The organism is Oceanipulchritudo coccoides, assembly GCF_010500615.1.
In the GTDB taxonomy this organism is placed as follows: Bacteria; Verrucomicrobiota; Verrucomicrobiia; order Opitutales; family Oceanipulchritudinaceae; genus Oceanipulchritudo; species Oceanipulchritudo coccoides.
Map to the genome: position 1 here is coordinate 1068529 of NZ_JAAGNX010000001.1, position 12947 is coordinate 1081475.

A 12947-nucleotide genomic window follows, 5' to 3' on the forward strand; every position below is an offset into this window, starting at 1 on the left:
TCGTTGGCCGTTTGCTGAAGCATCATTATGCAAGATTTCTTGAAGAACCTGGCGGAGGCCATCAACCAGCCCGGGGCTGAATTTTCTCCCGATAATAAACTGCAGGATTTGCCCAACTGGGATTCCCTGGCAATCCTGACGACGCTCTCGATGTTGGATCAGGAATACAATGTTGTCCTCAGCGGGGCCGATCTACAAGCCTGCGACACGGTTTCCGACCTCTACGCGAAAGTACAGGCGTCCAAGGCACAAAATTCATGAGCCCCGAAAGCAAAGAGGTGGAAAGTCTTATCGCAGCCAGCCTGGTGCAGCTGCGTCAGGACCTCGCCCTTCCCGAGTTGGGTCAGATTTCGGGCACGACCCCGATTCTCGGAGGAGATTCCGATCTGGACAGCATGGCGGTGGTTCACCTGATCGTGGACTTGGAAGGCCGCCTTGAGGAAGCCTTTGGCAAAAACTGGATTCTCGCCGATGAGCGTGCCCTGAGCCGGAAACGCTCGCCATTCCGCAGCGTGGCCGACCTGAGTGAATTTGTTATCGAAACCACCCCGCAATCATGAGCACCCATCGTCGAGTTATCATCATCACCGGCACGAGCAAGGGCATCGGGGCCAAATTGGCCGAGTATTATCTGGAAAGCGGATGGAAAGTTGCCGGATGCAGCCGAGGGGAATCGACCATTGACCACCCGGCATACCACCACACCTGCTTGGATGTGGGAGATGAAAAGGCTGTCACGGCAATGGTTCGCGAGTGCGGGAAAAAGTACGGACAGATCGATGCCCTTCTGAACAATGCCGGCATCGCTTCCATGAATTCAGCCTTGCTGACCCCCGGAAGCACAATGGAAAAGGTCTTCCGGACAAATTGTTTCGGCGCCTTCTATTTTGCCCGCGAGTCGGCCAAGCTCATGCTTAAGCAGAAGACGGGGCGCATTGTTTTCTTCACCACTGTGGCGCGCCCGCTCCGCCTTGAAGGAGAACTGGCTTATGCCGCCAGCAAGGCGGCTGTGGAAAGCCTTACCCAGATCATGTCGCGTGAGCTGGCGCCGAACGGGATCACCGTCAACGCAGTTGGCCCGACGCCCGTGAAGACCGACCTGATCCGCGGGGTTTCCGACGCGGCGATTGAGCGGCTTCTTGAGCGTCAGGCAATTCACCGCCTTGGGGAGTTCGACGATGTCATCAACGTGGTTGATTTTTTCCTCCTTCCAAAAAGTGACTTTGTAACCGGCCAGGTGATTTACCTTGGTGGCGTGGAAGGCTGATCGATGGGCTTGTTGCGGATCAGTGGCGTGCGTATTGGCGGATTGGTGACAGTCGTGCCAAAAAACGAGGTCAGCCTGAGCGACGAGGCTTATCTTTTTGACAACAACCACGCCCAGATCGACCGCCTCAAGGCAACCATCGGACTGGACAAGCGCAGGGTCGCACCCCCGGGGATGACGGCCAACGACATGGCGGAAGCCGCGGTGAGGAAACTCCTTGAGGAAACCGAAACAGATCCCGAATCAATTGACGGCATCTTCATGGTCACGCAGACGCCCGATTATCTTCAGCCGGGGAATGCCGTTCTCCTGCAGGGACGTATTGGTCTGCCCACTACATGCGCTGCGATGGATTTTAATCTTGGCTGCTCGGGATATGTCTACGGACTATGGGCGGCCCATAGTTTTATCGCGGGTGGCGGTTTGAAGCGCGTCATTCTTGTTGTTGGCGACACCATCAGCCAGATTGTTTCAAAAGACGACCGCGCCCTGCGGCCGCTTTTTGGCGATGCGGCCTGTGCGACTCTTCTGGAGGCGGACCCGTCAGCACCTGAAGCCCTGTTTGATCTGCAATCCGACGGAACAGGCTACGAGTCGCTCTGGCAACCCGGAGGAGCCTTCCGTGAACCGTGGTCAGTTGAGAGCGCGGAAGTGAAGACGCTGGGTGAAGGTATCCAGCGCAGCCGTTGTAACCTTCACATGGATGGGGCGGAGATTTTCAATTTTTCCCTGAAAGTTGAACCGAAGGCGATCAGTGACATGTTCGCTGCTACCGCTTGGGAACCCGAGTCCGTTGAGGGAGTTGTCTTCCATCAGGCAAATCGCTACATCATCGACAACATCCGTCGGCGCTTGAAACTGCCTCCGGAGCAGGTGCCTTCCGGGACGGTTGAAAGATTTGGCAACCAGAGCAGTGCCAGCATACCGGCAACGCTGACCGATCATTACGGGGATAAACTGACCAAGGCCTCCCACCGGTTTTTCCTTTCCGGATTCGGGGTGGGGCTGTCATGGGCCACCTGTGCCGTTGAGTTGCCCCCGCTTGCCTGCAATTCCCTGCTGGAGATTTAGGAATTTTTCGATTCTGACATGAAGTAAAGGACGGGCACGGCCATCCGGCTGATCAGGAGCGAGGCAATTTCCCCGAACATCAGGCTGATCGCAAGGCCTTGGAAAATCGGGTCGGCAAGGATGACGCTGGCTCCCACGACCACGGCCAAGGCGGTGAGGAGCATTGGACGAAAGCGGACCGCACCGGCCTCAACGACTGCATCGCGAAGGGAGAGTCCCTGTTCCCGCCGCAGCTCAATAAAGTCAACGAGGATAATGGAGTTCCGCACCACAATGCCAGCGCCGGCCATGAATCCGATCATGGAGGTGGCGGTGAAAAATGCCCCCATGGCCCAGTGGGCGGGAAGAATCCCGACAAGGGAAAACGGAATGGCCGCCATCACGACAAGCGGGGTCTTGTAACTGTGAAACCAGCCAACCATGAGCATGGCGATCAGGACAAGAACGGCGGCAAAGGCAATTCCCAGATCCCTGAAGACCTCGAGCGTGATGTGCCATTCGCCATCCCACTTCATTGCCGGTTCTTCATCATCAAAGGGCAGGTTCAGATTGTAGATGGGAAGACTTTCGCTGTTTCCTCCAAAGTCCGCAGGATTCAGATCGGCCAACTTTTTGTTCATCTTGAACAGCGCGTAAGCCGGGCTTTCAATCGCCCCGGCCACGTTGGCCGTGACATAGGTCACCGGCTTGAGGTTTTTCCTGTAGAGCGATTGCGGAGCTGGCTCACTTGCCAAGGTCACCAATTCGGATAGAGGAACAAGAGGCGCACCGGGTTGCTGCGGTGAACGGATTTGCAAGGCAAGCAGATCCTCGGGCTTGGACTTTCCGGAATTCGGAATCTCAAAGCGGATCATGACATCTTCCACTTCCCTGGGAAGGTGGATCAGCCCGGCGGGAATTCCACTGGCGCCCATCGCGAGGGCCTGGCTCACTTCGGCCTCTGAAAGGCCGTGAAGGGCGGCTTTGGCCTTGTCCACGACAAACCGGTCCTTGCGTTGGGGATCCTGCACATACCAATCGATATCGACGACACCCTCCGTCTCCTCCATGATGGAGCGAACGGCTTTAGCCAGCTCGAGGCGCTGTTGCGGATCCGGGCCATAGATTTCCGCGACAATTGTCTGCAGCACAGGAGGTCCCGGTGGAACCTCGGCGATGGCAATGGCTACTTCGTGGGCATGGGCAATTTTTGCCAGCATGGGCCGCACACGATTGGCGATGTCATGGCTTTGTTCACTTCGTTCTTCCTTGCTGACAAGGTTGACTTGCAAGTCTGCCACATTGGGTCCACTGCGTAGAAAGTAGTGCCGGACGAGACCATTGAAATTGAAAGGGCTGGCTGTCCCAGAATAAACTTGGATGTCCTGGACTTCCGGTTCTTTCCGGAGGGCATTGGCCATTGCCAGTGCAATATCGGTCGTCTCCTCGAGTGTTGTTCCTTCGGGTGCATCGATAATCACCTGGAACTCTGACTTATTGTCAAAGGGAAGCATTTTGACTTCCACCTTTCCGATAAGAACCAAGGCAACACTTCCCAGCAGAAGCACCGCGATTCCCATTAGAAAGGACCATCGCCAGATGGACTTATCGAGCATCGGTTCCATGACCTTGTGGTAGAGACGGGTGAAAAAGTCATCGGGGACTTCATGGTCCTCCGTATCCACGGGTGCACTGGCCTCGCCAGTCGGTTCCTCCTTCGCCGGAAGATGGCGCTTGAGGACCCGCAGGGCGGCCCACGGTGTGATGGTGAAGGCAATGACGAGGGAAAACAACATGGCTGCCGTTGAGCCAATCGGAATGGGACGCATGTAGGGGCCCATCAATCCACCGACAAAGGCCATGGGAAGGATCGCCGCTATGACTGCCCAGGTTGCAAGGATTGTCGGATTTCCCACTTCATCGACTGCTTGGAGGGCAACCTCGGTAACTGACCGGTTCCGGTTCCTTTTCATCCGCACATGACGGACGATGTTTTCCACGACGACAATGGCATCATCAACGAGAATCCCGATGGAAAAGATCAGGGCAAAAAGCGTAATCCGGTTCAGGGTGTATCCATAGAGATAGAATACGAGGAGCGTGAGGGCGAGGGTGGAAGGGATGGCCAGCAGGACCACCAGGGATTCGCGCCAGCCAAGGAAGAAGAGGATCAATAAGGCGACCCCGAACACGGCAATCCCCATGTGCAGGAGAAGCTCGTTGCTTTTTTCCGCGGCGGTGTGGCCGTAGTCACGCGTGACCGTGATCTCCACTTCATTGGGAATCAGGCTGCCTTTCAGGCTATCAACTTTCTTGAGGACTGAATTGACCACATCAATGGCATTGGCGCCCGGCCTCTTCGCCAAGCTCAGCGTGACAGCTGCTTCCAGCTTTCCTGAATTATCCTTGTGCAGTACGTAATTTGACGGCTCGGATGCGGTGTCATGGATTTTCGCTACATCCCTCAGATAAACCGGACGATCGGCAAACACCCCGACCACGATGGACCCGACATCTTCCGCGCTGGTCAGGAAGGTGCCCGTCTCCAAAAGAACGGAGTTGTTGTCAAAGGGCAGGGCGCCCAGCTGGATGCTTCGGTTGGTCCGTTGCAAGGCGGGTATGAGGTCCAATGGATTGATCTGGTGTGCCGCCAGGGCGGCGGGATCCAGCTGGACACGAATTTGCCGGGTGCTGCCTCCAATCAAGGTCGTTTCCGCGACCTGCTCGATTGATTTGATGGAATCATCCACTTGCGCGGCAAGGCGCCTCAGGGTCAGGTGATCGTACTCGGAACTGTGAAATGTGAGGGCCAGGATCGGCACATCATCAATCGTTCGCGGCTTCACCAAGGGCTGGCTCACATCCGGCGGAATTCGATCAAAATTTGTCTGCAATTTCTGGTTCAGCCGGACAAGGGCCGATTCAATATCTGTTCCCACTTCAAAGCGGACAATGACCATTGCGCCGCCCGGGTTGGATGTGGAATACAGGTATTCAACACGCGGTATCTCCCAGAGGAGCTTTTCCATCGGACGGGTAATCCGGTTCTCGACTTCCTCCGGGCTGGCCCCCGGCATGGAGACGAATATGTCAATCATGGGCACCTTGATCTGTGGCTCTTCCTCCCGGGGAAGCTGCAGGACGGCAAAGATGCCCATGAGAATCGAGGCAATGACCGCGATCAATGTCAGTTTCGAATTGATAAAGAGCGCGGCAAAGCGCCCGGCGTTTCCAAGTGGTGGAGTCGTGTTCACGGTGTTACAATAATTTGTTGACCATCCTTAAGCTGTCGGGTGGGGGACATGACCACCTGTTCGCCCGCCTCAAGACCGGCGAGAACTTGCACCATGGAGTTTTCTCTCAATCCCGACTTGATGAGCCTCAATTCAGCCCGGCCGTCCTCTATCGTGAAGATCCGCTCCATCTGGCCCATCAGGGAAAGTGCGGATTCCGGAATCCAGATGGAAAGGGTTGTTTTAACCGGCCAATCAACCCGCACGTATTGCCCGGAGCGGAGGGTGGTTTCCTCCGGCAATTCAAGTTTCGCGAGGCGCGTCCGGCTGGCCGGATCCGCCGCAGGTGACCACTCCACCAGACGGGCCTTTTCCGGAATGCCTTTCGCCATTAGATTCACCTCTGCCCCGTAGGGCAGTGGCATCAGGGAATCGGGCACCTGTACATGCACTTCCAGACTTCCGATACCTTCAATTGTCAGGAGAGGTACTCCGGGAATCGCCAGATCTCCCCGGCGCACTTTCTTTGTCGTGATAATTCCGTCATAGGGTGCGCGGATGCTGATATAGCTTTCCATCGTCTGCACTTCCAATAAGCGCGCTTGCGCCAGGCGAATTTCGTCCTCCAAAGTCCGAACGGATTCCGCTGTGGTCGCCCGTTGCGCCAGAAGGGCCTTCTCCCGCTCAAGGTTGCGCGTCAGCTGCGCCAGACGGGCCTCCGCCTGCTCGACTTGTGCTTCAATCTCTCCCGCGCTCAGGGTGATCAGCAGCTCACCTTCAGAGACCCGCTGGCCAATATCCACATCCGCTTGTGCCACCGTTCCCATCAGCTTCGAGGCGATGATTGCCTGGTCAGCCGGATTGACCGTGCCAGGCAGCCCTTGCCGCTGCAGATGCTCCTTCGCTTCAACGGTGAAACTCCTAACTTCCAATGCCGGTAAGCGTTCCTCCTGCCCAGGGGCGTCTCCATGACCCCCACATCCCGCCAGAAAAATCGCCACCACACATGGCCACACTATCCCTTTTACTCGCATCCTCATTCCCCTTTACTTGTTGAATACACAGCCCCCGCGCAGGCCCAGCTTCGCAAATACCATCGCTGCCGGGCAAAACCCCGTGAAGGCCGCCTGCAACAGGTTCGCTCCCACAAATAGCGTGAACCCAAGTGCCCATGGTGTCCAGATTATCCCCAGAATCACGCTCACTAGCACAAAGCTCCCCGCCATCGCCATTACCCCTTGTTCAATACTCAGCTTTTTTTCTGTTTTTCCTTGCATCCCTCCATAACTTTAGCATTTTCTAATTTAGTCAAATCTAAATTAAAGAAAAACGTGAACCGCGAGGAAACAATTGGGAGCGAGCTATTGGACGGGATGGCGCAATCGGAGGGGGTGCAGATGGCCTCGACGATGATGCGGTTATTGAGCCATCCTGAGCGGCTGAAGATATTGTGTCACTTGGGGGTTGAGGGAGAATTGAACGTGGGGGAGATCCTGAAGCGGATTCCCCTGAGCGGCTCGGCGCTGTCACAGCATCTGGCGAAGTTGCGCAAGGAGGGCCTTGTGCAGACGCGGAAGGACCGGCAGACAATATATTACCGGGTGGGGCGCGAAGACGTGATGGAGATTCTGGCGACCCTTCACGGGTTGTATTGCGAGAACTAGACCTGTTGGTTACCGGTCGATGAAGCGGGGCATTCGAGGCGGACTCCCTGAGCCTTGGCAGCGTCTGCAAACGGGCCTGGTGGGAAGCGAGTGGAGATGAGGGCCTCGACATCCTTCAGGGTGGCGAAGGTGAGGAGGGAATCATCATTAAATTTCTTAGGCATGGCGAGGATGATGGTGCGTCTTGAATGCTCGATCATGACCTGCTTGAGGAGGGCTTCGCCGGGATGGGCCTCCATGAGCTCCATTTCGGATGACACGCCCTCGACGCCTAAGATTGTCAAATCTGACTTATAGCGGTTGATCATGATGCAGGCGCTCTCGCCGACGACGGTATTGGCGTTGGACCGGAAATGGCCTCCTGTGCAGAGAATCTCTCCGGGAAAATTGCTTTTTCTAAGCTCGGAGATAATGGAGAGATTATTGGTGATGATGCGGAGTTTCTGGTTGGCGATGAAAGGGATGATTGCCTTTACCGTTGTGCTTCCATCGAGAAATAGTGTCATGCCCTCTACGATATATTTCTCGGAAGCTAGAGCGGCGATGATTTCCTTACCCTGAACGTCCTCCTTTAAGCGCTCATCGTAGGACTTTTCCCCATGATAGCGCTCGAGAGTCAGGCCGCCCTTTGCGGTACGCTTGACCAAACCGCGCGAGGAGAGTGTCGCAATATCCTTCTCGATGACGCTGGGTTTGGCGTCCGTCTCTGCAATGATATCGCTGATATGGATGACATGGCGGTCTTCAAGCAGGTCAAAGATTTTCCGCCATCGATCCCAACGGCTCGCCTTGCTGGCGTCAGAGTACTTTTTAAAAAGGTGCATATTTGGTGGGAATATTGTGGGGAAAATTATGCTTCCATTTCGGGAATAGCAAAAGCAATTTGAGGAAAATTCGGGGATAGGATCCTGAAGGCTGGGGTAAAAGCATCTGCCTGCCTTGCCATTTCCATTTAGATGGAAAATCTTTCATTCATGTCGAAGTATTTCAGCAAAAGAGTTCATCTCAGTCTAATTGCCAGTTTGTTCTGGGCCTGTTCTTTAGTCGGCTCAGAGACCCGGACCGAATTCTCGGTCACGCAGAGTTGGATCAGCGAGGCGGATCTGGATCAGGGCGGTGAACTGGGAGTGGATCAAACCGATCTTGAGGTCGGGGTCGACTGGTCCCTCGGACGGGGTTCAAACCTCGGTCTCTCGATTGGAGCAAGCTTCCAGGATTACGACTTTGGACAGGCTGGTTCGGCCGACTTCGTGGCTCCATGGGGGGATGTGGTCAACTATTCAATCGGACTGGGCTGGCGCCGGCCTATCGGGGATGACGGTGTCCTCTTCATTGCACCAAGCATGGAAATTGCGCGGGGTAAGGGAGCTGACTGGAGCAAATCTTTCACATTCGGGACAATCCTCAGCTACGGATACCGGGTTTCAGAGACCCTGACAATTGGAGTTGGTGCCGGCGTATTTACCGGGCTGGAGGAAACTTCAGCCTTTCCCGTCCTGCTGGTTGACTGGCAGATCAACGACAACTGGCGTGTAGGCAATCCATTCCGCCCAGGCCCTGCGGGACCGGCCGGCCTGGAAATGGTCTATTCCCCCAATACAGATTGGGAGGTTGCCTTGGGTGGCGGCTGGCGCTCAAACCGGTTCCGCCTGGATGAAGATGGAACGAATCCGGACGGCATTGGTGAAATCGAGGGAATTCCGGTTTTTCTGCGGCTCACCTGGATGGCCAGCGAATCTGTCTCCATAGATCTCTACGCTGGCCAGTTCATCTCCGGTGAAATCACCGTTGAGAATCGCAAGGGCAAAAAGATCGGCTCGGACGACTTGGATTCAACTCCCGTGGCCGCATTGAGCATCTCGTCGCGGTTTTAGGGCACAGGCCCCTCCGATTTACATCGGAGGAACCAGCTGCAATTCCACACTCGCATCGACTTCTCCCTGTCCAAAGAGCAGTTTCTGGGTTGATCCCATATAATCCACCCCGGGAACCGGTGCGAAGACGCCTCCTCCCTCCATGAAGAGGGCGACGACGACATGGTATTCGCCGGTCAGGCCAACATCCTCGAAGGCGAGGGTGAGGTCCGTTGAGGTGTTGAGAATATTATCCACATCCCCGATTCCATCTCCATCGACATCTCCATTCTGGATCTGGGCAAGAACCGCTGCGGGCGGACCCATTACCGGAAGGCTTCCTGCCAGCGTGACCATGAGCTGACTGATATTTCCAGAGAACCCATCGGGTAGTGAGATATTCACGACAAGGCTTTCCTCGGGATGGATCTGTTCCATAATGAAGGCCTTTCCGTATGACATGGAGGTGCCCACCCAGTCGGTGTCGCCATCGCTATCCATATCCACCATCGCGAAGTCACCCGGGAGGCGGATATTCCGGAAGATGAGGTTTGGTTTCCACATACCCGTCCCGGCCAATCCGGGATTCTTGTGCCAGAATCCCCGGTGAGCGGTGTGATCGGCGCTGCAGACATCCATCAGTCCATCCATATCCATATCGGCAAGCCACATGTCGCTGGGCGAGGTCAGGTCATCGATTATGACTTCAGGTGTCCAGGCCTCAGTAAGTGTGCCACCCGGATTCCAGTAGCGGGTGACGGTTTGGTTGAAGATCTGGTTGGCGATCAGGTCCGGGTATCCGTCGTTATCGAAGTCGTGGACCCACATGTCTGCGGCGGCCCAGTTATCATCATCAATGACCACCATTTCCCATGGGCTGTCCCAGCCACCGGGTCCCGGATTGATAGCCATCCAGATTTCCCCGCGGTATCGGGGCGGATTGGTATCGGCAATGTCAAACATGGCATTGTAGAAGACCTCCGGGTAGCCGTCACCATTGAGATCGGCACTCTTGTAGGCGAGGGTACCGCGGATGTACGGATCGGTACCGGGAGCCATCGGCTGCAGGTGCTCAATCCACGGGTTTGAAGGATCGCCTGTATTCTCCAACCAACTACCAACCGAAGAGGTCGCGAAAGCGCCACTCATGGCGAGATCCTCATCCCCGTCTTGGTCGATATCCGAGGCTACGACGATCATGGCATTGTAATTTGTCACCAACGGGTTCGGATTGCTTCGCACTGCCGAGCGGACCCAGTTATCGCCGACACGACGATAGGAAAGGACGGCGCCCGATCCATCCTCCAGCGGAGCCAGTTCAGGAATGTTGCACCCGACAATAATCATTGGTGCGCCACTGTGTTCGATCACCTTGACACCCCACGGGCTGTAGAGCACGGGATCGGATTCCGACCAGGAATCAATTATTTCCTGATCCTTGATGGTCATGTCTGGGTTCATGTAGTAGACCCCGAGTTTCAGGACTGTCAAAGGCAGCTCTGGCATTTCAAAGTGGGGCTCGCCGACCATGATGATGTCCTTGACGCCATCATCGTCGAGATCGGCCACATCCAGGTAAATGGCTCCCGGGACAAAGTCATCCGTTCCGAGCATGTGTTCGGTCCACATGAGGGGACCGGACAAGCGATGCGGATGGTACGGGTTCAGGTCGCTGGGATTGCCGAGCGGAATGGTTAGTTCGATTTCCCCAAAGTCCATTGCTTCACCGGGCACATAGATCATTGTGCCTGCTGAAAATCCGCGTGCATCCGTCGCTTCGACGACGAAGTTGGCTGCGACTCCTGTCACGACGACCAAACCCAGACGTTCGCCAATCAGTTCCTCTCCCGAGAAGGTAAAGAGGTTACCTTCCAGCGGAATGTGAATTTCCACCGGGGAAGTATCCGGAACGGGAACGGTTTGTGTGACCACTGCAGTCGGGGTTGGGAGGGTGATAAAGTCCTGTGGCCATTCGCCCTCAGTTGTCTTGTACAGCATCAGCTTGAAGTCGGGACCCGTTACCTCATCCGCATAAACCGTGACACAGACATCTCCCGGTTGACACGGAGTTCCCGAGCTGGGCAGGGACAATTCCACCCGGCCAAAGTCGATTCCCGTTTCGGCGTTGTATGTGCCCGTGAGGGTAGAGAATCCACGGAGATCCTCGTCAGTCGGGGTGATCGAATCCGATGCCAGGACGACAAGGCCCAGCTGTGCGCCGTTGAGGTCTTTTCCTGTGAGGGATGTCAGGTTGTCTTGTAGTGAAATCATCATACGCGATGTGGAGTTACCGGAAGCGGACGGAGGATCCGTCAGTACCCAATCGGGCATAGGGATGCCTTCATAATCCGCAGGCCAATTACCATCGGTGATTTCATAGAAAAGGAATTGCAGTCCGGTGCCTGGATCCATTTCCGAATCGAGGATCATGAACATCTCCCCGGGAGGAAAGTGGGTTTCCTCATAAATATCCGGCGGGGATTTCTTGAGTGCTTCCATGACGGCTATTCTTCCAAGGAAGGCCAGACCATCACGAAACTCACTCACGCCGGGTTCTGCGTCAGCAAAGCCCCTTGAAGTATAGTGTACTCGCATTCCGGAAAACCGCTCATGCGTGACAACACCTTCTTCGGGAAGAACAGCCCGCTCCATGGCAGCACTGGCCACATCATACATTGTATGAATGGCTGCGGTCGGAAATGCCGACGGCACAACGATCACATCGGTATATCCCTCCGCTTCAAAGTCAGCCAATGCATCCTCAATGGCAGGCTCGGAATAGTTCATCCGGCCCGTCTTGGAGGCCCATGGAAGGGATTTGGCAATTTCCTCGTGGAAGGCGTCTTCCGTGGGAATGAGTTCGGAAAAAATTTCTCCCTCTACCCATCCGAACTCGGGCATCGGTGGAACATAAGGAGTCCCATGGGAAGCAAGGACGACACCAATGTTGTAATCCTCGACCTCCATCGGGATGTGGTCAGCCAGTTGGAAAGCCATTGCAAGGATGCTGTCCCTCAAGCTCTTCCTCATATAGGGAACTTCGAAGAATGGCTCGGCGACGAGAATCTCAATCCCTTCCGCGAGGTGCCCGACTTCTTCAATCATCCCGGTAATTTCCTCCGTGTGGGTGGAGTTTGCCACGAGCATCGGAACGACTACGAGTTCATCATAGTCACCGGCTGCAATTTCATAGACGACGTCGGGAATTCTCGGAATATCATCAAGATAGGCCAGGAAGGTATCGACTTTGGCTCCGTTGACCTGGACGTCTACAGAATCAAAGTGAGCGCGAATAACATCATTATGCGGGCTGTAGTTATTTACCAGTGCATAATGCTCGTAAATGGATGCATGGAATGCCTCCCATGTGAAAAATCCGGGAACGTCACCATGTGGAACAATACCCACTTCGTGCGGGATCCCGTTTCCATTGATGTCCCAGAAAATGTAGCTCATCGCTGTAGCGATTTCCTCATACGCAGCAGCCCATTCGGTGTACTGGTATGCCTCGGGGACATTGAGTTCAACCGCGTGGGGACCGAATGGTGATCCATCGGGAAAGACAATAATTTCATCGCCATCCTCGACCGTCGCCGGCTCGCCGTGAGCCACGTACATCAAGGCAACACGCTTGAATCCGTTGGGGGGATTCTTGTCTTTATAAAACCCTTTTGCCACTGCCACGGAGGGGAGCTGCAGCTCGGCAGGAGGACCTTTGACAAGCTGGCTACCATCGCCTTCGGGCAGGATGGGGCTTTTAATCTTTGCTGGATATGCCTGAGGGACACCACCCAGTAATGCGATAGTGAGGATTGCGACAACGGGGTATTTCATCTTGTATTCTCCTTTGAATGAATTCGGCTTTTATCCCGCAGTTGCC

11 protein-coding genes are annotated in these 12947 nt (G+C 55.2%); 6 read left to right on the top strand and 5 right to left on the bottom strand.

Going from position 1 to position 12947, the window contains the following annotated elements:
• The first annotated feature begins 27 nt into the window (after positions 1–27).
• Genes G0Q06_RS04100 through G0Q06_RS04115 form a run of 4 tightly spaced genes read left to right on the top strand, consistent with a single transcriptional unit; the run spans position 28 to position 2338 of the window.
• Positions 28–261, top strand: a complete 234-nt coding sequence (locus G0Q06_RS04100; RefSeq protein WP_163962721.1) for an acyl carrier protein — start codon at positions 28–30, stop codon at positions 259–261.
• Positions 258–560: a hypothetical protein gene (locus tag G0Q06_RS04105; protein ID WP_163962723.1), complete on the top strand. Its 303-nt coding sequence runs from the start codon at positions 258–260 to the stop codon at positions 558–560. Before G0Q06_RS04100 ends, G0Q06_RS04105 begins: the two co-directional genes overlap by 4 nt.
• Positions 557–1267, top strand: coding sequence for an SDR family NAD(P)-dependent oxidoreductase (locus tag G0Q06_RS04110; protein WP_163962725.1), 711 nt, complete (start codon positions 557–559; stop codon positions 1265–1267). The genes G0Q06_RS04105 and G0Q06_RS04110 overlap by 4 nt, the downstream gene beginning before the upstream one ends.
• Before the next feature lie 3 nt (positions 1268–1270).
• A complete protein-coding gene (locus G0Q06_RS04115; protein WP_163962727.1) occupies positions 1271–2338 on the top strand; it encodes a ketoacyl-ACP synthase III in 1068 nt (355 codons plus the stop codon).
• On the opposite strand, the gene G0Q06_RS04120 is transcribed toward G0Q06_RS04115, so the two are convergent.
• The 3 genes from G0Q06_RS04120 to G0Q06_RS04130 form a co-directional block, all read right to left on the bottom strand.
• A complete protein-coding gene (locus G0Q06_RS04120; RefSeq protein ID WP_163962729.1) occupies positions 2335–5571 on the bottom strand; it encodes an efflux RND transporter permease subunit in 3237 nt (1078 codons plus the stop codon). The genes G0Q06_RS04115 and G0Q06_RS04120 overlap by 4 nt on opposite strands.
• Positions 5568–6482, bottom strand: a complete 915-nt coding sequence (locus tag G0Q06_RS04125; RefSeq protein ID WP_163962731.1) for an efflux RND transporter periplasmic adaptor subunit — start codon at positions 6480–6482, stop codon at positions 5568–5570. Before G0Q06_RS04125 ends, G0Q06_RS04120 begins: the two co-directional genes overlap by 4 nt.
• 114 nt (positions 6483–6596) lie before the next feature.
• A complete protein-coding gene (locus G0Q06_RS04130; protein WP_163963328.1) occupies positions 6597–6803 on the bottom strand; it encodes a YgaP-like transmembrane domain in 207 nt (68 codons plus the stop codon).
• A 78-nt stretch (positions 6804–6881) separates the two neighbouring features.
• Between G0Q06_RS04130 and G0Q06_RS04135 the strand changes: the two genes are divergently transcribed.
• A complete protein-coding gene (locus G0Q06_RS04135; protein ID WP_338045104.1) occupies positions 6882–7214 on the top strand; it encodes an ArsR/SmtB family transcription factor in 333 nt (110 codons plus the stop codon).
• On the opposite strand, the gene G0Q06_RS04140 is transcribed toward G0Q06_RS04135, so the two are convergent.
• Positions 7211–8038 (bottom strand): DeoR/GlpR family DNA-binding transcription regulator, encoded by an 828-nt coding sequence (locus G0Q06_RS04140; protein ID WP_163962734.1) that lies wholly within the window; start codon positions 8036–8038, stop codon positions 7211–7213. The two genes, G0Q06_RS04135 and G0Q06_RS04140, sit on opposite strands and share 4 nt — an antisense overlap.
• Before the next feature lie 150 nt (positions 8039–8188).
• Here G0Q06_RS04140 and G0Q06_RS04145 point away from each other — a divergent pair, with 150 nt between their 5' ends.
• Positions 8189–9088, top strand: coding sequence for a DUF6268 family outer membrane beta-barrel protein (locus G0Q06_RS04145; RefSeq protein ID WP_163962736.1), 900 nt, complete (start codon positions 8189–8191; stop codon positions 9086–9088).
• 18 nt (positions 9089–9106) lie between these two features.
• On the opposite strand, the gene G0Q06_RS04150 is transcribed toward G0Q06_RS04145, so the two are convergent.
• On the bottom strand, positions 9107–12901 hold the full coding sequence (locus G0Q06_RS04150) for a ferrochelatase (RefSeq protein WP_163962738.1): 3795 nt from the start codon (positions 12899–12901) through the stop codon (positions 9107–9109).
• Between the last annotated feature and the right edge of the window lie 46 nt (positions 12902–12947).

Coding starts and splice junctions, on each gene's coding strand:
- G0Q06_RS04100 (WP_163962721.1), top strand. CDS start 28: ATGCAAGATTTCTTGAAGAACCTGGCGGAGGCCATCAACCAGCCCGGG.
- G0Q06_RS04105 (WP_163962723.1), top strand. CDS start 258: ATGAGCCCCGAAAGCAAAGAGGTGGAAAGTCTTATCGCAGCCAGCCTG.
- G0Q06_RS04110 (WP_163962725.1), top strand. CDS start 557: ATGAGCACCCATCGTCGAGTTATCATCATCACCGGCACGAGCAAGGGC.
- G0Q06_RS04115 (WP_163962727.1), top strand. CDS start 1,271: ATGGGCTTGTTGCGGATCAGTGGCGTGCGTATTGGCGGATTGGTGACA.
- G0Q06_RS04140 (WP_163962734.1), bottom strand. CDS start 8,038: ATGCACCTTTTTAAAAAGTACTCTGACGCCAGCAAGGCGAGCCGTTGG.
- G0Q06_RS04145 (WP_163962736.1), top strand. CDS start 8,189: ATGTCGAAGTATTTCAGCAAAAGAGTTCATCTCAGTCTAATTGCCAGT.
- G0Q06_RS04150 (WP_163962738.1), bottom strand. CDS start 12,901: ATGAAATACCCCGTTGTCGCAATCCTCACTATCGCATTACTGGGTGGT.